The organism is Falsiroseomonas oryziterrae (assembly GCF_021864505.1).
Taxonomy (GTDB): Bacteria; Pseudomonadota; Alphaproteobacteria; order Acetobacterales; family Acetobacteraceae; genus Falsiroseomonas; species Falsiroseomonas oryziterrae.
This window is the reverse complement of the sequence record NZ_JAKJIB010000001.1, coordinates 74,568-91,827: the sequence shown is the minus strand read 5'-3', so window position 1 is coordinate 91,827 and position 17,260 is coordinate 74,568. Positions and strand designations below refer to the sequence as shown.

At 71.0% G+C, this 17,260-nt stretch carries 19 protein-coding genes; 12 read left to right on the top strand and 7 right to left on the bottom strand.

Annotated elements, in window-relative coordinates; genetic code table 11:
• Positions 1 to 486: 486 nt before the first annotated feature.
• The 4 genes from L2I40_RS00415 to L2I40_RS00400 all read left to right on the top strand — a co-directional run bounded on the left by L2I40_RS00415 (position 487) and on the right by L2I40_RS00400 (position 3,406).
• Complete coding sequence (locus L2I40_RS00415) at positions 487 to 1,311, top strand: LysM peptidoglycan-binding domain-containing protein (RefSeq protein ID WP_237212868.1); 825 nt, start codon at positions 487 to 489, stop codon at positions 1,309 to 1,311.
• A 108-nt stretch (positions 1,312 to 1,419) separates the two neighbouring features.
• Entirely contained in the window at positions 1,420 to 2,109 is a 690-nt protein-coding gene (locus L2I40_RS00410; RefSeq protein ID WP_237212867.1) for a phosphatidylserine decarboxylase, read from the top strand.
• On the top strand, positions 2,106 to 2,990 hold the full coding sequence (locus L2I40_RS00405) for a CDP-alcohol phosphatidyltransferase family protein (RefSeq protein ID WP_237212866.1): 885 nt from the start codon (positions 2,106 to 2,108) through the stop codon (positions 2,988 to 2,990). The genes L2I40_RS00410 and L2I40_RS00405 overlap by 4 nt, the downstream gene beginning before the upstream one ends.
• Complete coding sequence (locus L2I40_RS00400; RefSeq protein ID WP_237212865.1) at positions 2,987 to 3,406, top strand: protein-tyrosine phosphatase family protein; 420 nt, start codon at positions 2,987 to 2,989, stop codon at positions 3,404 to 3,406. Before L2I40_RS00405 ends, L2I40_RS00400 begins: the two co-directional genes overlap by 4 nt.
• Here L2I40_RS00400 and L2I40_RS00395 read toward each other — a convergent pair.
• Positions 3,393 to 4,304, bottom strand: a complete 912-nt coding sequence (locus L2I40_RS00395) for a DMT family transporter (RefSeq protein ID WP_237212864.1) — start codon at positions 4,302 to 4,304, stop codon at positions 3,393 to 3,395. The two genes, L2I40_RS00400 and L2I40_RS00395, sit on opposite strands and share 14 nt — an antisense overlap.
• Before the next feature lie 92 nt (positions 4,305 to 4,396).
• Here L2I40_RS00395 and cnbZ point away from each other — a divergent pair, with 92 nt between their 5' ends.
• Together cnbZ and L2I40_RS00385 are read left to right on the top strand one after the other, a co-directional pair.
• Entirely contained in the window at positions 4,397 to 5,152 is a 756-nt protein-coding gene (cnbZ, locus tag L2I40_RS00390) for a 2-amino-5-chloromuconate deaminase CnbZ (protein ID WP_237212863.1), read from the top strand.
• A 15-nt stretch (positions 5,153 to 5,167) separates the two neighbouring features.
• Entirely contained in the window at positions 5,168 to 6,139 is a 972-nt protein-coding gene (locus tag L2I40_RS00385) for a Bug family tripartite tricarboxylate transporter substrate binding protein (protein ID WP_237212862.1), read from the top strand.
• Between the two features lie 4 nt (positions 6,140 to 6,143).
• On the opposite strand, the gene ubiM is transcribed toward L2I40_RS00385, so the two are convergent.
• From ubiM to L2I40_RS00365, 4 genes are read right to left on the bottom strand one after another with little or no spacing between them, the layout of a single operon-like run.
• A complete protein-coding gene (gene ubiM, locus L2I40_RS00380; protein ID WP_308116403.1) occupies positions 6,144 to 7,364 on the bottom strand; it encodes a 5-demethoxyubiquinol-8 5-hydroxylase UbiM in 1,221 nt (406 codons plus the stop codon).
• Positions 7,365 to 7,371: 7 nt separating this feature from the next.
• Positions 7,372 to 8,616, bottom strand: a complete 1,245-nt coding sequence (locus L2I40_RS00375; protein ID WP_237212861.1) for a CaiB/BaiF CoA transferase family protein — start codon at positions 8,614 to 8,616, stop codon at positions 7,372 to 7,374.
• On the bottom strand, positions 8,613 to 9,362 hold the full coding sequence (locus L2I40_RS00370; protein ID WP_237212860.1) for a CoA-transferase: 750 nt from the start codon (positions 9,360 to 9,362) through the stop codon (positions 8,613 to 8,615). The genes L2I40_RS00375 and L2I40_RS00370 overlap by 4 nt, the downstream gene beginning before the upstream one ends.
• On the bottom strand, positions 9,359 to 10,180 hold the full coding sequence (locus L2I40_RS00365; RefSeq protein WP_237212859.1) for a CoA transferase subunit A: 822 nt from the start codon (positions 10,178 to 10,180) through the stop codon (positions 9,359 to 9,361). Before L2I40_RS00365 ends, L2I40_RS00370 begins: the two co-directional genes overlap by 4 nt.
• A gap of 65 nt (positions 10,181 to 10,245) precedes the next feature.
• Here L2I40_RS00365 and L2I40_RS00360 point away from each other — a divergent pair, with 65 nt between their 5' ends.
• The 3 genes from L2I40_RS00360 (at position 10,246) to L2I40_RS00350 (ending at position 12,373) form a co-directional block, all read left to right on the top strand.
• Positions 10,246 to 10,812 (top strand): GNAT family N-acetyltransferase, encoded by a 567-nt coding sequence (locus tag L2I40_RS00360; protein ID WP_237212858.1) that lies wholly within the window; start codon positions 10,246 to 10,248, stop codon positions 10,810 to 10,812.
• Positions 10,813 to 11,102: 290 nt separating this feature from the next.
• A complete protein-coding gene (locus L2I40_RS00355) occupies positions 11,103 to 11,702 on the top strand; it encodes a DUF3047 domain-containing protein (protein ID WP_237212857.1) in 600 nt (199 codons plus the stop codon).
• A 164-nt stretch (positions 11,703 to 11,866) separates the two neighbouring features.
• Positions 11,867 to 12,373: a flavin reductase gene (locus L2I40_RS00350; protein WP_237212856.1), complete on the top strand. Its 507-nt coding sequence runs from the start codon at positions 11,867 to 11,869 to the stop codon at positions 12,371 to 12,373.
• A 6-nt stretch (positions 12,374 to 12,379) separates the two neighbouring features.
• Here the strand turns inward: L2I40_RS00350 and L2I40_RS00345 are convergent, their stop codons facing one another.
• Positions 12,380 to 13,945, bottom strand: coding sequence for a sulfatase-like hydrolase/transferase (locus L2I40_RS00345; RefSeq protein WP_272910913.1), 1,566 nt, complete (start codon positions 13,943 to 13,945; stop codon positions 12,380 to 12,382).
• 233 nt (positions 13,946 to 14,178) lie between these two features.
• Between L2I40_RS00345 and L2I40_RS00340 the strand changes: the two genes are divergently transcribed.
• Together L2I40_RS00340 and L2I40_RS00335 are read left to right on the top strand one after the other, a co-directional pair.
• On the top strand, positions 14,179 to 14,937 hold the full coding sequence (locus L2I40_RS00340; protein ID WP_237212855.1) for a hypothetical protein: 759 nt from the start codon (positions 14,179 to 14,181) through the stop codon (positions 14,935 to 14,937).
• Positions 14,938 to 15,208: 271 nt separating this feature from the next.
• Entirely contained in the window at positions 15,209 to 16,417 is a 1,209-nt protein-coding gene (locus tag L2I40_RS00335) for an MFS transporter (protein WP_237212854.1), read from the top strand.
• 94 nt (positions 16,418 to 16,511) lie between these two features.
• Here L2I40_RS00335 and L2I40_RS00330 read toward each other — a convergent pair whose 3' ends face one another.
• Entirely contained in the window at positions 16,512 to 16,811 is a 300-nt protein-coding gene (locus L2I40_RS00330; RefSeq protein WP_237212853.1) for a 4a-hydroxytetrahydrobiopterin dehydratase, read from the bottom strand.
• 50 nt (positions 16,812 to 16,861) lie between these two features.
• Here L2I40_RS00330 and L2I40_RS00325 point away from each other — a divergent pair, with 50 nt between their 5' ends.
• Positions 16,862 to 17,257, top strand: coding sequence for a metallopeptidase family protein (locus L2I40_RS00325; RefSeq protein ID WP_237212852.1), 396 nt, complete (start codon positions 16,862 to 16,864; stop codon positions 17,255 to 17,257).
• Positions 17,258 to 17,260 lie beyond the last annotated feature (3 nt).

Genomic DNA, 17,260 nt, shown 5'->3' with positions numbered 1-17,260 from the left:
GGCGGACTGGGCTGCGGCAGCGGCGCCGGTTGCGGCCCTGGCGCTCGGCGCGCCGGCCGGCAGGCGGCTGTTCCTGCGGGTCGGCGCTCCGATCGGAGCTGCGCTGGCCGGTGCGGCTTGCGCCGCGGCGGCGTACCTGTTGCGGTAACCGCTGTGCGATCCGCCGGGGCGCCCTTGTCCCCGGGGTAGGGGACCGCCTAGTTACATACGATGAAGTCTGGCGCGCATGCGTCCTTCTTTGGCTTGATGGTGCTCGGCGGCGTCGTGGCCGTGGTGGCGAGCGGGATGCTCGATGACGCGGGGCCATCGCCAGCACCATCGATGCGCGCCGCATCCAACGCCGAGCCGACCTCCGCGCCCGCACGGTCTGCGGGCCAGGCGGTCCCGGCAACCGCGGCGGCGCTTGTTCCTCCAGCCCAGCCCGCCGTTCCGGCGCCTGAGCTGCCTCGCTTCGACGTCGTGCGTGTCGGCGCGCGGGGGACGGCGGTGATCGCCGGCCGCGCGGCGCCGGGCGCGGAAGTGGTGCTTCTCGAGAATGGGCGCGAAGTCGCACGTGCCCGGGCCGACGCGCGCGGTGAATGGGTCATCCTCCCCACCGAGCCGCTGGCTCCTGGGGCGCGGCAGTTCACGCTGCTGGCGCGTCTCGGGGGCGAGGAGGTGGCCGGTGCGGACACCGTCGTCGTTGTCGTGCCTGAGCCCGCGCCGCCGCCGCCCGCGGTGATGGCCGCCGCGAGCCATCCCGTGCGCTCCGATGCGGCGCCGGCCGGTCCGATGGTGGTGCTTGTACCGCCGACTGAGGCGCCGCCCCGCCTGCTGCAGGGACCGTCCGCCGCACCGCAGCAGGGCTTGGCGCTTGGCCAGGTGGATTACGACGACGCGGGCTCGATCCGCTTCGCCGGCACGGCGATGCCGAATGCGACGGTGCGGCTCTACGTGAATGACCGGCATGCCGGCGACGCGCAGGCTGATCCGCAAGGGCGCTGGGCGCTCGCCCCGCAGGACGAGGTCGCGGTCGGCCGCCATCGCCTGCGCCTCGATCAGGTGGCGTCGGCGGGCGTCGTGTCCGCCCGGATCGAACTGCCCTTCCAGCGTGACCTGCTGCCCGAGGGCATGATCCCCGAGGGGCGCGTCGTGGTGCAGCCGGGGAGCAGCCTCTGGCGGCTGGCGCGCGCAAGCTATGGTCGCGGCACCCATTACACCGTGATCTTCGAGGCGAACCGCGAGCAGATCCGCAACCCGAACCTGATTTTCCCCGGTCAGGTCTTCTCGGTGCCGGCGCCGAGCCCGGCCGAGGCAGCCCGCCCACGGTAGGGCGCGGCAGGCCAGCGTCGCGACGCGGCGGCGTCGCCGTCGCTGGTTCAGGATCGGCGGCCGGGCGCCTTGTTGTCCGGGAGGGGTGAAGGGACCATAACCGGGGCCATGAGCCTGTCCTCCACTGTCCGCATGGTCCTCGCGAAGCCGCACCCGGCGGGGAAGCCCTTCATCTACGCCGGCGCGGCCGTCGCCATCCTCGGCGGCCTCGTGCTGGGCGGCTGGGTGTTCTGGCCGGCGACGTTCTTCACGCTCTTCTGCCTCTACTTCTTTCGCGATCCCGAACGGGTCGTGCCGACGCGCCACCATGCCGTGGTGGCGCCGGCCGATGGGCGCGTGGTCCTGGTGGGCCCGGCCGTCCCGCCTGCGGAACTCGGCCTCGGCGATGCCCCGCGGCAGCGCGTGGCGATCTTCCTGTCCGTCCTGGATGTTCACGTGAACCGCGCGCCGATCGAGGGGCGCATCACGAAGATCGCCTACCGCCATGGCGCCTTCGTCAACGCGGCGCTCGACAAGGCGAGCGAGGAGAACGAGCGCAACGCGCTTGCGATCCGGACGACCGACGGGCGCGACTTCGCCGTGGTGCAGATCGCCGGCCTGATCGCGCGACGCATCGTCTGCACCGTCCGGGAGGGCGACATGGTGAACACCGGCGAGCGCTTCGGCATCATCCGGTTCGGCAGCCGCACCGACCTGTATCTTCCGGAGGGTGTGAAGCCCCTTGTCCATGTTGGCCAGACCATGATCGGCGGCGAGACGGTGATTGCCGAACTGCCGCCCGTGGTGGCGCCGCGATGAGCGACCCGGCGCCGAGGAAGGCGCAGCCGCTCCATCGCTTCAGCCGGCGCTTCCGGCCTCGCACGCGGCCGCGCTTCGAGGGGGCGAGCTTCAACCGGCTGATCCCGAACATCCTGACGATGCTCGGGCTCTGCGCGGGCCTCGTCGCGATCCGGTTCGCGATCGACGGGCGCTGGCCGCAGGCGGCGACCTTCATCGTCGTCGCGGGGGTGATCGACGGGCTGGACGGCCGCCTTGCGCGGTTGCTGAAGGCGACCAGCCGCTTCGGCGCGGAGTTCGACAGCTTGGCGGACTTCCTCTCCTTCGGCGTGGCGCCGGCGCTGGTGCTGTATCTCTGGTCGATGCAGGCGGTCGGGCCGCTCGGCTTCGTGCCCTGCTTGCTCTTCGCCGTCTGCTCGTCGCTGCGGCTGGCACGCTTCAACGCCTCGCTCGACATTGGTCCGGGCAAGCCGAAGCCGGCCTATGCGTACAACTTCTTCACCGGCGTTCCGGCGCCGGCCGGCGCGGGCTGTGCGCTGTTTCCGCTGTTTGCCGCCATCGCCTTCGGCGAGTGGGGCTGGGACGGTTTCGCGGCGGCGATCCGCCATCCGGTTTTCGTCGGCATCGTGCTGGTCGCGGTGGGCGCGATGATGGTCAGCACGCTTCCGACCTGGTCGTTCAAGAACTTCAAGGTGCCGCGCGCCGCGATCCTGCCGCTGCTGCTCGGCGTCGGCTGCTATGTCGCGCTGCTGGTTGCCGAGCCCTGGGCGGCGCTCGCGGCGGCGGGCGTCATCTACCTCGGCATGCTGCCCTTCTCGGTCCGCTCCTACCTCGCGCTGAAGGCGGAGGCGGAGGCGCTGATCGAGCAGGTGGCCGAACCGGCGACGCCCAAGGCCGGATGAGCCCGCGCCTGCGCGGCACGCTGCCACTGCCTGTCGCCGGCCGCTTGGTGACGATCACCGGCGGCCCCTTCGACGCCATCCCGGAGGGCGCCTTCGGCGTCTGCCTCGAGCCGGCGGCCGCGAAGGCGTGGCTCGCCGATGTCGCGCTGCCGACGCCGGATTTCGGCCTGCCGGACCCGGAGGCGCTGAAGCGCGCCGTCGCCGCGGTGCTGGCCCAGCTGGAAGCCGAGCCGGAGCGTCCCGTGCATGTCGGCTGTCGCGCCGGCATCGGCCGCACCGGGCTCTTCCTCGCCTGCCTGGCGCGTGCCGCCGGCGTGCCGGGCGATGCCCTGGACTACGTCCGGGCTCACTACCGTCCCGATGCGGCGGAGACCGAGGCGCAACAGGTCATGGCGCGCAGCTTCACCTGGCCCTGATCCAGGCCAGCGCCCGCCCGTCCATCATCACGAGGCCCATCGCGATCACCGCCATCCCCGCGAAGTGCCGCGCCGCCAGCTGCTCGTCGAGGACCAGCGTGCCGAGCAGCAGCGCCGTGACGGGCACCAGCAAGGTCACGAGCATCGTGTTGGTCGCGCCGGCGCGCGCCAGGATGGCGTAGAACAGCGCATAGGCCAGCGCGGTCGAGACCACGCCGAAGGCCACGAGCGCCGCCACGGCCGCGGCGGGCGGGGGTGGCAGCGCCCAGGGCGCGTCGAAGGCGAGCACCAGCGGCAGCATCATCAGCGTGGACGCGATGCACTGGCCTGTTGCGGCCTGGAGCGGCTGCAGACCCGCGAGCCGGACGCGACGCGACCAGACGCCTGACAGGCCATAGGACAGGCAGGCTCCGAGGCAGAGGAGGATGCCGAGCAACTCGGTCCCATGGCCCGCCGTGAGGGCCGCCGGTCCCGCCAGGATCGCCACGCCGAGAAGCCCGGTCAGCGCGCCGGCGAGCTTGCCGGCCGTCAGCCTTTCATCTGTGGCGAGCCAATGCGCGCAGAGCACCGCGAAGACGGGGGTCGATGCGTTCACCACGGCGGCGAGGCCGGAGGGAATGTATTGCTGCCCCACGATGATGAGGCTGAAGGGAAGGGCGTTGTTCAGCAGCGCCATGCCCGCGCAGGCGATCCATGCCGGGCGGCCCTGCGGGAGCGGGAGCCGCGACATGCGGCAAGCCAGCGCAAGCACGGCCGCCGCGATCGCCACGCGGCCGAGCACGATGGTGAAGGGTGGGAAGCCGGTCAGCGCGACCGCGGCGAAGAAGAAGGACGCGCCCCAGATCGCCGACAGCAGGATCAGCAAGCCCCAAAGCTGCGGCGTCATCGGTGCAGGCATGGTGGCCCTTTTCGCCGCAGTCCGGCCGGCTCGGCCATCCGGTCGTTGCGCGGATCCGCCATGCCCGTGCACCATCCGATGAGGAGGGGCTCATGGCAGAAACGATCCGCGTGCCCGAGGGAGGCTATCGCTTCATCCCCGGGGTGTACCAGTACAGCGCCGGCGTCGCCGCCGAGCCCGGCTTCACGCTCGAGCGGGTGCGCTTCGCCGAGCCGCTGCCACTGATGGCGGGCTTCGCGCGCATCGCGCAGGTGCTGGAAGCGGCTGGTCGGCCGAAAGCGGCCTTCTGTGCCTGCGAGCTTCGATCGCCGGCCCCCTTCACCGAGGAAGGCTTCGCCGCGTTCAACCGCGTCTATGGCGGCGTGCTGCAGGAGTGGGGCCTGTTCCGGGATGGGCTCAATCCCGTCGCGCGGAGCAACGTCTGTCCCGAGATCGCGCCGCCCGCCGAGCCGAGCTTCCATTCCTTCGTCTTCTCCGTGCCCGATGCCGCCGCCGCGCCGTCCTTCGCCGTTGCGGGCAGCGGCGAGGCGCCGGAGGGGAAGGGCAACTACCGCGACCACATCATCGCCCGCGGCGACCTCTCTCCGACCGGGTTCCGCAGCAAGGTGCGCTGGGTCCTGGGCGAGATGGAGCGCCGGATGGGACTGCTCGGCGGCACATGGCGGGCGACGACGGGCGTCCAGGTCTACAGCGTGTACGACATCCATCCTGTCCTGGCTGAGGAGATCGTCGCGCGCGGCGCCGCGCGGCACGGCGTCACCTGGCAGTTCTGCCGCCCGCCGGTCGTCGAGCTCGACTACGAGATGGATTGCCGCGCGGTGTGGCGCGAGCGCGTCCTGCCCGCCTGATCCAGGAGGTCCGTCATGCCGTCACGTCGCCTGCTGCTTGCCACCTTGCTCGCCGCGCCAGCCGTCGCGCGCGCCCAGGGACCGCGAGCGGCCTGGTCGCCGACGCAACCCGTGCGCGTCATCATCCCCTTCCCGCCCGGCGGGACGATGGATCCTGTGGTGCGCATCGTGCAGGAGATCCTGACCCGTGACCTCGGGCAGCCGGTGGTGGTGGAGCATCGCCCTGGCGGCGCGACCGTGGTCGGGACGACGGAAGCATTCCGTGCCGCGCCCGATGGTCACACCATGATCATGGTCGCCAACAGCTTCGCGGCGAACATCACGCTGCGGCCGACAACGCCCTACAACGGGCTGCGGGATTTCGCCCCGATCGTCATGGCGACGGTCGTGCCGCATGTCCTTGCGGTGCATCCGAGCGTCGCGCGCGACTTCGCCGGCTTCCTGGAAGCCGGCCGGCGACCCGGCGCGGGCCTGTCCTTCGGGTCCTATGGGATCGGGACGTCCAACCACCTTGGCGGCGAGCAGTTCCGCGAGGTTGCGCGGCTGAACGCGACGCATGTGCCCTATCTGAGCCCCGCCCAGGCGCATAACGACCTGATCGGTGGGCGGCTGCAGTTCATGCTCGCCAACCTGCCCGACATGATCCAGCCGGTGCAGATCGGACAGCTGCGCGCCGTCGCGATCTCCGCCGAGCGGCGCGTCCGCGAACTGCCCGACACGCCGACCATGGCCGAACTCGGCTTCCCGCTCGTGCTGTCCGACAGCTGGTTCGGCCTGGTCGCGCGGAGCGCAGTGCCGGAGGCGGCGCGCGCACGGCTGGAGGCGGCCTGGACCGCGGCGCTGAACCGGCCCGAGGTGCGGGGCCGGCTCGAGGAGATGGGCTTCACGGTCCTGGCGCATGGCGCGACCCGCTTCGGCCAGGAGATCCGCCGCTACTCGGAGACCTACGCCGAGGTCATCCGCACCAACAACATCCGCGTGGAGTAGCGGGTCAGCCGGCGCGGGCTTCCATCAGCTGCGCCGTCACCAGGCGGCGCGCCGGTGCGAGCGCGGCGCCGAGCCGCAGCACGGCGCCGCGCACCAGCCGGGCCGGGGCGCGGTCGTCCGTGTACAGCGAGGCGATGGCGTTGGTCGCAGTGAAGAGGGGCCAGGTGGCGCGGCGATGGGCCAGTTCGTAGCGGAGCAGCCCGCCGGGGTCCGCGATGTCGCGCCGGCGCGCCTGGGACGCGCGGATCTCCTCCGCCAGGCGCGACGCACCGGCCAGACCGAAATTGAAGCCATGCGCGGTGACCGGATGCATGCCGACGGCGGCGTCGCCGACCAGGGCGAAGCGCGTGCCGACGAAGCGCTGCGCATAGGTCGCGACCAGCGGATAGGCGTGCCGCGTGCCGGCCAGCTGCATCGCGCCCCAGCGCCCATCGGTGCGTCGCGTCGCATCGGCGCCGAAGGCGTCCGGGCTCGCCTGCATCAGCGCCTCGATCTGTCGTGCCGGGAGGGTGAGCACGATGGAGGAGACAGCCCCCTGCAGCGGCAGCATGGCCACCGTCTGGCCGTGGCCGAACCACTCGGTCGCGATCCCATCATGCGGCTTTTCATGCGCAACGCGGGCGACGAGCATGGACTTGCCGAAGTCCCGCATCCGCGTCGCGATGCCCATCTGGCGCCGCGCCTCCGAGAAGCGGGTGTCGGCCGCGACGACGAGGCGTGCGCGGATCTGCCGCCCATCGGCGAGCTTCAGCAGGCCGCCGCGCGGCGAGGTCTCGACCGCGGTCACGGCGACGCCCGTCAGCAGCGTCGCGCAATCGGCGTCGCGGACGGCGTCGTAGATCGCGCGCCGGATCAGGTGGTTCGGCACGAGCATGCCGAGCGGGGTCTCGCCGGGCGGCGAGAAATCGAGGACGAAGGGCGAGACGCCGTCCTGCACGCGGGCCTGGCGGAGCGGCGACATCTCGGCAGGCGGGATGCGGTCCCAGGCGTCGAGGTCGCGCAGGATGTCCTGCGATCGGTGGGTGAGCGCGATCTCGCGGCCGTCGAAGGCCGGATCGGCCAGCGATGCCTCGGACGCGCGCTCCACCAGCACGACGTGCAGGCCCGAGCCGGCGAGCGCGCGGGCGAAGGACAGGCCGGCCGGGCCGGCGCCGATGACGGCAATGTCGCAATCCATGCTGGCGTCTTGTCCCTTGTCGCCCGGCTTGCCCATGACCTGCGTCAATCCCTTCTCAACGCCGCGCCTGCACGACGATCCCGCTTGCCTCAAGCTCGGCGATCTGCTCCGGCGTGAAGCCGTGCGCGGCGAGGATCGCGGCGCCATGCTCATTGAAGCGGGGCGGCGCTGCGCGCGTGCCGCCCGGTGTGCGGCTCATCTTGATCGGCGTGCCGAGGCCTCGGTACCAGCCGAGTTCCGTCACCATGCCCCGATGCGCCGTGTGGGCCGCCGACATCGTCTCGTCCACATGCTGGACAGGACCCGCGGGAACGCCGCTGCGGAGCAGCCGGTCGGCGAGGTCGTGGCCGTCCTCCTCCGCGAGGCGCGCATCGAGCAGGGCGTCAAGCGCCGCGCGGTTGGTCACGCGCAGCGCGTTGGTCGCGAAGCGTGGATCCTTCGGCAGGTCGGGCAGGCCGAGGAACTCGCAGAAGCGGCGGAAGGTCGGCTCGTTCCCGACCGCGATGAAGATCTCACAGGTGCGGGTGCGGTACTTCGAGTAGGGGCTGATGTTCGGATGCGGGTTGCCGGTCGCCTTCGGCCGCTTGCCGTTCAGGAAGTGGTTCGCCGCCTGCGGATGGAGCAGCGCCATCCCGCAATCGTGCAGCGTCATGTCGAGGAACTGCCCGCGGCCGCTCCGCTGCCGCTCCTGCAGCGCCATCAGGATGCCGATGCAGGAATACAGGCCGGTGGCGAGGTCGACGATCGGCGTGCCCATCCGCAGCGGGCCGGTGCCGTCGTTGCCGTTGATCGACATCAGTCCGACCATCGCCTGGATCACGGCGTCGTAGCCCGGCAGGGCGCCGAGCGGCCCGTCGCCGCCGAAGCCCGAGACGCGGCAATGGACAAGGCGTGGGAAGCGCTGGGACAGCGCGTCGTAGCCGATGCCCCATTTCTCCATGCTGCCGGGCTTGTAGTTCTCGACGAGCACGTCTGCATCGGCGAGGAGGCGCAGCAGCACCTCACGCCCCTCCGGCTTCGACAGGTCGAGGGCGAGGCTCCGCTTGTTGCGGTTGACGCCGATGAAGTAGCTGGCGTCCGTCCCGCCTTCCGCATGGTCGTGGAAGGGCGGGCCCCAGTCGCGCACCTCGTCGCCCTGCGGCGGCTCGATCTTGATCACCTCGGCGCCGTGGTCCGAGAGGATCATCGTGCAATAGGGGCCGCCCAGCACGCGGGTCAGGTCGATCACCTTCAGGCCGCTCAGCGCGCCGGGGGTCAGGGCAAGGCCCTTGCCGCCCGCAATGGGCACAGCGTCGGTCATGCCGCGTGTCTCCTGCCGAAGACCCGGGCGCAGAACTCCGGGTAGGTTTCCAGCATCTCGTCGCAGACCGGCCCGCGCAGCAGCGCAAGCTCTGCGTCGGTCGGGTCCGGGGTCTCCGGCACCGTTCCGGCCGCATCGAAGTCGAAGCCGGTCGCGGCGCGGACGCTCTCGACGCTCTCGCCAGGATGCACGCTCTCCAGCGCGAAGCGTGCGCGGTCGGGATGGAAGCGGAACACGCAGCGTCCGGTGACGAGCGCCTGCGCCGTGCCGCGGCGGAACACCGCCGGCGGCGAGACGCCGGGGGCCGAGATCATGTCGACCTGCTGCACCAGTACGCGCGGCGAGTGCTCCTCGCGGAACAGGATGGTGCGTGGCGTCATCAGGTACATGAAGGCGGAGCCGAAGGATCCCGGAAAGCGCACGCCGGTTCCCGGCCACTCGCCGGTCCCGACGAGGTTGATGTTGGCCTGCCCGTCGATCTGTCCACCGCCGAGGAAGAACAGGTCGATGCGGCCCTGGCCGGTAAGGTCGAAGAGCTCGCGAGAGCCCTCGGTGAAGGGGTTGCCGCTGCGCTTGTGCAGCAGCGAGAGCCGCACGGGATGCCCCTGCTTCCGCACCAGCCAGCAGGCCGCCGCCGGGATGGGCGAGGCCGCGCCGACAGCAATGTGCCGCGCCGGCGGCGCGGAGGGATCCAGGATCAGCCGCGCCAGCGCGGCGGCCACGCGCTCCTCGGGGCGGATGCTCATTCGGCAGCGGCCTGCCGGGCCAGGACGTGACGGTCGAGATAGGCGCGGAACCCGCCCTCGGTCCTCGCCATCGCCGCGTATTCCGCGACATGCGCGGCGTCGAATGCGTAGTCGTCGAGCAGCGCGACGGGCCAGGCGCCGCGGGTGGCGACCGCGATCGCCTCCACATAGGTGGCGGAGATGCAGCCGGGCGCGAGGCGCTCATCCTCCAGCATGTTGCCGGGCACGCGGCGCTCGACCGTCGCGAGGACCCGCTTCGAGGCATGCGCCAGCGTCGCCAGTTCGCGGCGCCGCCCGACCCAGACGTTGCCTTCCTCGTCGGCCATCACGCCGTGGATCGCGGCCACGTCGGGCGAGAGCGCGGGCAGCAGGACGATGGGGTCTTCGCCGGCGGCGAAGGGATTCGCGATCACCTTCCAGTCCGGCCGGTGAGCGAGGATGTCGCTGCCGATCAGGCCGCGCAGCGGCATGAAGGGCACGCCCTTCTCGGCTGCCTGCAGCATGGTGTGGATGGCTGGGCAGGTCGCGTCCCGGACCGCGATCCGGCCCTCCTTCAAGGCTGCGGTGAAGCGCGGGGCGAACCCGGCCTCGCCGAGCGACACGGCGCTGGTTTCGACCTCGACGACGCAGCCGGCGCCGATGAGCAGGTCCGTGGCGAAGCCCGAGACCGGGACGCCGAGCAGCTTGAGGTCACGCGCGCCGCGGCGGATCAGGGCGCGGGCCAGGGCCACGGAGGGGAGGGAGTTGTCCGGCGGCAACGCGACCAGCGCCCCGTTCGGCACTGACGCGGCCATCGCCTCCAGGCTGATCGGGGTCATGGCGTCTCCTCCCGCGATACCTAGCCCTGGCGACCTGCCTGGCCAAGGCGTGCTATCGTCCTGTCATGCCTGACCCTGTGACGCTGCACGGCCCGCGAGTCACGCTGCGGCCATGGCGCCTGCCCGATGACCTCGATCCGCTCTTCACGATCAACGGCGATCCAGAGGCCATGCGGTTCTTCCTCAACACGCATGATCGTTCGGAGTCCGATGCTTGGGGGCGACGCATCGCGGCTGCCTTCGGGGACCGCGGCTATGGGTTCTGGGTCGTCGAACTGCCGGCCGAGGGCATGGTCGGCGTCGTAGGCCTCCAGCCGGTCTTCTTCGACGCCTCCTTCACGCCGGCGACCGAAATCGGGTGGCGGATCGGCACGCGCTTCCAGCGCCGTGGACTCGCGGAAGAGGCGGCACGGATCGCGCTGGCGCATGGCTTCGGGCCGGCCGGGCTGGATCGGGTCGTCGCCTTCACGCCACCGGCCAACGAGCCGTCGTGGCGGCTCATGGAGAAGCTCGGCATGCGCCGGGTGACGACTTTCGAGCACCCGCGCGTCCCGCCCGGGCATCCGTATCGGCAGCACCTGCTGTACGAAATCGCCCGAGCCGGCTGGATCGATGGGCGCCTGCGCGCCTAGGCTCGGTGCCCCGTTGCAGGGTGCCACGGGGAAGTAGGCGGCAAGCGCGAATGGTGCCGCCTCGGCACCTTCGGACCGTCGGCGGGCACGGGTCGTGGTGTGACCGTCGCGCTGACCCTCCGATCGTGGCACCGGCAATTCCTGCTTGTCACACGCGGTTACGTTGTTCAAATGGGGCCATGCGACGTGCCGCCCCCGCCATCGCCGCCCTCCTGGCTTCGCCTCTCCTCGGGGGGGCGGCCTCTCCGGGCCATACCCCGCCGGAACTTGAAGCAGCAGGGTGGCGCAAGGTGGAGTGGACCGGCATCCGGCCGGCGGAGTTTACCGCGACCCAGGCCGGCGGCGTGCGGATCCGGGCCCAGGGCCAGGGGAGCTTCGTCGCTCGGCCACTGCAAGGCCAGGCCGGGTGCCTCGCGTGGCGTTGGCGGGTGGACGCAGGCCCGCCGGCGACCGACCTCACGCGCCGCGGCGGGGATGACCGGGCGATTGCCATCTCCATTGGGTTCTCGGGGTTCGGGCCGCAGGCCGGCTTCGCCATCCGGACCCAGCACGCGGTCGCGCAGGCCTCGGCCGGGCAGGTCCGCCTGCCACGCAGCGCGCTGACCTACGTCTGGGGCGGAACCGGCCGGGAAGGACAGGGACAGCCCGGGGGGTTCTTCCCGAGCCCCTGGACAAGCGGGATCACGAAGATCCGGGTGCTCCGCACGGCCGATGCAGTGCGCGGCCAGTGGGTCGAGGAGCGAGTCGACCTTGGTGCGGACTGGCGGACCGCCTTCGGCAGTGGAGACGTGCCGCCCATGCTCGAACTCGTCATCTCGACCGATGTTGAGGACACGGGCGCGCGACTCGACGCGCAGGTCGAGAATATCCGCTTCGTGCCCTGCCGCTAGGCGAAGCTGGTCCTGGTGTCGACGAGGTGCTGGGCTGCGCCGGCTATATCCGATAGCGCCCCCCTCGCTTCCTGGCCGCGGACACGGTGCGTGCGCCTGTTTCGGCCCGCCCGCGCCTGAGCTGACGGCTTTGCAACCGTGAGCCGAACCACCATGTCTCGGCCATGACGGTGTCGAGCCAGGAATTCCGAGACGCGATGGCGCGCCTGGGCGCTGCGGTGAATGTCGTCACGACGGATGGCGCTGCTGGCCGTGCCGGTTTCACGGCGAGTGCCGTCTGTTCCGTCACCGATGATCCACCCACCCTGCTGGTCTGTCTGAATCGGAGGAGCCGGGGCAACGCGCTCTTCAAGGCGAACGGCGTGCTGTGCGTGAATACGCTTGCGTCAGGGTGCAGCGAGCTTTCGGACGCCTTCGCTGGCAAGGGCGGCCTCGATACCGATGGACGCTTCGCGATGGCGCGCTGGAGTCGCCTGGCGACAGGTGCCCCTGTCCTCGACGGCGATGCCGTCGTTGCGTTCGACTGCCGCATCACCGAGGTGCTTGAGAAGGGCACGCATAGTGTCCTGTTCGCCGAGATCGAGGCGATCCGCCACGGCTCTCCGGGCGGGGCGCTGATCTGGTATGGCCGCGGCTACCATCCGGTCGGCCATGCGGTCGGTGCCGCGTAGCGCAGGCTACCACTCTCCGTAGAAGACGCCGGCTGCCTTGTGGCGATCGGTGCGAAACTCGGCTTCGGCCCAGGTCAGCGTCGTGCGGCGCTTGAGACCCGCGAACCAGGTGAGCAAGCGCTCGCGCATCGCCTGCCGGATGCCCTCATGCGAGGCATCCGCGCCGAGGTCCTGGAACTCCTCCGGGTCGGCCTGCAGGTCGAAGAGTTGCGGCCGGTGGCCGCTGCTCCAGTGCACGTATTTCCAGCGTGCGTCGCGCACCATCCAGGCGCCGTGCTGCCCCGCCGCATGACCGAGCCGCCTGCGCGCCCCGCGGAACGTCCAGTCCAGCTCGCTGAAGACGGAGTCGCGCCCGACCGGGGATTCGCCACGCAGCAGCGGCAGCAGCGTCCGTCCTTCGACCAGGTGCTCCGCCGGATCGAGCGCGAGCGCATCGAGGATCGTCGGAACGACATCGATGGCCTCGGCGAAGCGGGCCTCGCTGGTTCCGCGCGTCGCATCCGCCTCCGGCGACGGGTCGTAGACGATAAAGGGCACACGCTGGATGCAGTCGTGGAACAGCTCCTTCTCGCCCAGCCAATGATCGCCGAGGTAGTCGCCGTGATCGGAGCAGAAGATCACCAGCGTGTCCTTCCAGCGGCCCAGCCGTTCCATCTCGTCCCAGACGCGGCCGAGGTGATGGTCGAGTTGCCCGATCAGGCCCTGGTAGGTGGGCCGGACGGCGCGGATGCAGGCCTCCTGCTGAAAGCTGCGCGCCACCTCCTCGTCCTGGAAGGCACGGAAGACCGGGTGCGCCGCCTCCGTCCGCTCGCGGGCGTCGCGTGAGACCGGCAGGCACTGGTCGGCGGAATAGGCGGCGTGCCACGGAGCGGGCGCGATGTAGGGCCAGTGCGGCTTCACGAAGGACAGATGCAGCACCCAAGGCTGGTCGCCCTGGCGCCGCATGAAGTCGAGCGCCACGTCGGCGGTGTAGGCGGTCTCGCTGTGCTGCTCCTTCACGCGCGCTGGCAGACGCGCATTCCGCATCTTCCAGCCGTTGAGAACGCGCCCCTCCGTGTCCTCGACGGCGATCACGTAGTCGGTCCACGGGTCTGCGCTGTCATAGCCCTGGGCGCGGAGCCAATGGGCATAGGCGGAGTCGGGCTCCGCATGGTGCCCGTCGTGGCGGTCCACCAGCGTGAACCAGCCTTCGTCCAGCAGCGCCTTGAGGTCGTGCTGGCCATCGAGCCTCAGGCGCTGCATGCCGCGTGCGTCGGGCAGGACGTGCGTCTTGCCGGCGAGCGCCAGCGTGCGGCCCGCTTCGCGCAGGTGCCAGCCGAGCGTCACTTCGCCGAGCGACAGGGGGACGCGATTGTGGGTTGCTCCATGCGATGCGACGTAGCGGCCCGTGTAGTAGCTCATGCGCGACGGACCGCAGATTCCGGATTGGACATAGGCCTGGGTGAACCGGACGCCCCGCGCGGCGAGTGCATCGAGATTCGGAGTGCGCAGGTATGGGTGTCCTGCACACCCCAGGTGGTCCCACCGCAGCTGGTCACACATGACGAAGAGTACGTTGCGGATCGTCGTCATGCGCGGTGCTCCTCCCGTGCCACGAGGGAAGCATCGGGACTGGCGGGCGGCAATGCGGCTCACCAGGCCGGTCGGACCTGACAGCACAAGCTTGCGGCAGATCGGCCTCGGCCCTGGCGCAGCCGCAGGCAGCAGCGAGTGCGGGCCTGGCCTTTCGCGGAAGTTTCGTCTCGCGTTCGGGATTCCGCTCCGAAGTGGGTGGTTCAACGGGCTGCCTGCCAGAGGAGCCTGATATGCGCTGCGCCGCGATCTGGGCCGTGTGTGTCCTGCTTTCCCTGCTCAGCGGGGGGCGTGTGCCGCTTGCGGCGGAGCATCCTGCGCAGCTGGTCCAGCTGCCCGAGCCCGTCGGCCTCGGACGCCTCCTCACTCCGCCGGAGGGGCCGCAGGCCGCGTTGGTCATCGTCCTGCCCGATGCGCTTGGTGAGGACGGGCGGTCGGAGGCGTATGTGGACTCGTTGCTCGCCAGGGGCATCGCGACGCTCGTCCTCGGTCTCGGCGAGGATCTCGAGGCGCGTCCGTCGTCCGTGGACCCGGCGGCGTCCCCCCAGGCCGCTGCGGTCGCCCTGGCCTGGGCCGAAGAAGCGGGCTTCGACGCTGCGGCGACCGGCCTCCTGGGGTTCGGCCTGGGCGGGCGGGCCATCCTGGCGGCTGACCGTGGCGTGCCGGGCGTTGCGCTGTATCCCGGGTGCTCCAGGCTGCTGCTACCCACGCGCGCGCCGGCTCTCGTGGTGCAGGGCGAGGAGCAAGCGCAGGATTGCGCTGCGCTGGTCGGGCATCCCGGAGTCACGCTGCGGGAACTGCGTGGCGCAGGTCATGCGTGGGACGCGCCGGGCGCGATCTGGCCATCGCCTGGGCCCGTGCTTCCCGATCCCGACGGAGGTGCGCCTCTGCGTGCCAGGGCCGACCTCGACGTCACGCTGGCGGCGGCCGAGGCTGTCGCCGACTGGTTCGCAGCCGTCCTCGTGACGGCGCAGCAGAGCGCCGCGCGGTGACCGCGGACGGCTTCGCCGCAGCGCTGCTGCACGCCGCCGCTGCGCAGGACGCCCCCCGGCTCGAGAGGCTGGCCCGCGCGCAGGCATGGCGTGCGACCTGGTCGTTGCTGAGCGGCCTTGTCGTGCAGTGGATCGTGGCGATCACCTCGTCCAGGCGTCGGCCCGTATCGCGCCGATGAGCCACCCTGTCAGGGCCAGGCGTCCGTCTCGCCTCGTCAGGCGTGCTCCCGACCCTGCGCCCGCCCCGCGCGCTGACAGGCTTCCGGCGCTCGTGTCGCTGCTCACGGCCTCGTCGCTCGGGCCGCAGGTGGTGCTCGGGGCGTTCCTGGTCACGCTCGTCGGCTTCGGTGCGATCTACTCGTATTCCGCCTTCGCCGAGGACATCGCGGCTGAGTTCGGGTCTTCGCGCAGCACCGTCACGCTCGTCTTTGTCCTGAGCGGCAGCGCCTGCTTCTTCGTCAGCGCCGTCAGCGGGGTGCTGGCCGACCGCGTCGGGCCACGTGTCCTCGCCGCAGCCGGGATGGTGCTGGTCGGCATCGGTCTTCTCGTCGCCGCGACGGCCAAGACGCTGATCGAGGTCTATGTCGGCTACGGGCTTCTGATCGGCCTCGGGACGGGCTTCGCCTATGTTCCTGCGCTCGCCGCGGTGCAGCGTTGGTTCGTGGTGCACCGCGGCCTCGCGTCGGGGATTGCGGTCAGCGGTGTCGGGATCGGCACCGCGATCGTGCCGCCGGCCGCCGAGGCGCTTGCGATGCTGGGGGATTGGCGGGTCGCATTCGTCGTTTGCAGCGTCCTCGCCGTTGCGGTGGGCCTGGCCGGCGCGGCCCTGCTGCATCCGACGCCCGAGCGTTTCGGCTTTGGCCCGGACGGACATCGGCTCGACCCGGACGCCGCGCAAGGAAGGCCCCCAACGCCGGTGCTCGAGGTGATCCGGAGCCGCGCCTTCGTGCTCGCCTATGGCGGCACGCTATTGATCGCGTTGCCGGTGGCGCTGCCCTATGCGCTGCTAGTGGCGACGGCGCGTGATCTCGGGGTCTCGCGGCACGATGCCTTGGCGCTGCTGGCGCTGATCGGTCTCGGTTCGATTGCCGGCCGCTTCGCGCTCGCCGCGCTGGCGGACGCGATCGGGCGCCGCCTCGTCTTCCTCGGCTGCTGCGCGGGGCTGGCAGCGGGTACGATCGGCTGGGCCGCGGCGGACAGCCTGGCGCAGTTCCAGGCCTTCGCCCTGATCTTCGGCGCGCTGCAGGGCGGGTTCGTCGCGCTTCTGCCCGCCTTCGTGGCTGATCGGTTCGGACGTGGCGCCGTCGGCAGCGTTCTTGGCGTCCTCTACACGAGCCGCGGTGTGGCGCTGCTGATCGGACCATCCGCGGTCGCGCTGGGCGTTGCGGCCTTTGCAGGCCACGCCCTGCCGCTGGCCGTGGTCGGCATGTTTGGCGGGATCGGGACGGTGATGCTCGCGAGGGTCGGTCGCGGCGCCTGAACGATACAGTGCGAGGCTGCGCGACTGCCCGCTTCGCCGCCGGCCGGGTTCGATGCTGGTCTCCTGGCCGCCGGCGCTCCTGTACCGGCCCGGATCAGCCTCCGCTGCCCAGGACGCGATCGATCGACTGCGCGAGCCTGACGTCCCGCTCCGACAGGCCACCCGCGTCGTGGGTGGTGAGCACGATCTCCACCCGGCTGTAGACGTTCGACCATTCCGGATGGTGGTCCTGCGCTTCGGCCAGCAGCGCGACGCGGCTCATGAAGCCCCAGGCTTCCGAGAAGTCCGCGAAGCGAAGGCTGCGCCGGATGGCATCACGCCCGTCCATGATGCTCCAGTCCGGCAGGAGGTCGGCGAGTGCGGCCCTGGCGGCGGGATCGAGCTTGGCGGCCATCCTGGTGTCTCCTGGCTTGACGGAGCGGCGTCTGGTGAGGTGGATGCGCCATGCCGCGCTTTCATCACCCGCCGACGCTCGATGACATCGTGGAGATGGCTGAGCAGGCCTTCGCCGCCATACCGAAGGAGCTGCGCGACCTCGTCCGTGGCGCGGCGATCGTGGTCGAGGAAGTGGCTGACGAGGACACCGCCGCGGAAGTCGGACTCGAAAGCCCCTGGGCGTTGACCGGCCTCTATCGTGGCACGCCGATGACGCAGAAGAGCGTCCTCGACGCGCCGTTCGAGCCCGATACCATCACGCTCTACCGCGAGCCGATCCTGCTGGAATGGGTCGAAACGGGGGAGGATCTGTTCCGGCTCGTCCGGAACGTCCTCATTCACGAGATCGCCCACCACTTCGGCTTCTCGGATGAGGACATCGAGCGGCTGGAGCGCGGGGACTGACGC

Excerpts from the sequence above, each read along its gene's own strand:
- L2I40_RS00410 (WP_237212867.1), top strand. The coding sequence starts at position 1,420 with ATGAGCCTGTCCTCCACTGTCCGCATGGTCCTCGCGAAGCCGCACCCG.
- L2I40_RS00405 (WP_237212866.1), top strand. The coding sequence starts at position 2,106 with ATGAGCGACCCGGCGCCGAGGAAGGCGCAGCCGCTCCATCGCTTCAGC.
- L2I40_RS00400 (WP_237212865.1), top strand. The coding sequence starts at position 2,987 with ATGAGCCCGCGCCTGCGCGGCACGCTGCCACTGCCTGTCGCCGGCCGC.
- L2I40_RS00395 (WP_237212864.1), bottom strand. The coding sequence starts at position 4,304 with ATGCCTGCACCGATGACGCCGCAGCTTTGGGGCTTGCTGATCCTGCTG.
- cnbZ (WP_237212863.1), top strand. The coding sequence starts at position 4,397 with ATGGCAGAAACGATCCGCGTGCCCGAGGGAGGCTATCGCTTCATCCCC.
- L2I40_RS00385 (WP_237212862.1), top strand. The coding sequence starts at position 5,168 with ATGCCGTCACGTCGCCTGCTGCTTGCCACCTTGCTCGCCGCGCCAGCC.
- L2I40_RS00375 (WP_237212861.1), bottom strand. The coding sequence starts at position 8,616 with ATGACCGACGCTGTGCCCATTGCGGGCGGCAAGGGCCTTGCCCTGACC.
- L2I40_RS00370 (WP_237212860.1), bottom strand. The coding sequence starts at position 9,362 with ATGAGCATCCGCCCCGAGGAGCGCGTGGCCGCCGCGCTGGCGCGGCTG.
- L2I40_RS00365 (WP_237212859.1), bottom strand. The coding sequence starts at position 10,180 with ATGACCCCGATCAGCCTGGAGGCGATGGCCGCGTCAGTGCCGAACGGG.
- L2I40_RS00360 (WP_237212858.1), top strand. The coding sequence starts at position 10,246 with ATGCCTGACCCTGTGACGCTGCACGGCCCGCGAGTCACGCTGCGGCCA.
- L2I40_RS00350 (WP_237212856.1), top strand. The coding sequence starts at position 11,867 with ATGACGGTGTCGAGCCAGGAATTCCGAGACGCGATGGCGCGCCTGGGC.
- L2I40_RS00345 (WP_272910913.1), bottom strand. The coding sequence starts at position 13,945 with ATGACGACGATCCGCAACGTACTCTTCGTCATGTGTGACCAGCTGCGG.
- L2I40_RS00340 (WP_237212855.1), top strand. The coding sequence starts at position 14,179 with ATGCGCTGCGCCGCGATCTGGGCCGTGTGTGTCCTGCTTTCCCTGCTC.
- L2I40_RS00330 (WP_237212853.1), bottom strand. The coding sequence starts at position 16,811 with ATGGCCGCCAAGCTCGATCCCGCCGCCAGGGCCGCACTCGCCGACCTC.
- L2I40_RS00325 (WP_237212852.1), top strand. The coding sequence starts at position 16,862 with ATGCCGCGCTTTCATCACCCGCCGACGCTCGATGACATCGTGGAGATG.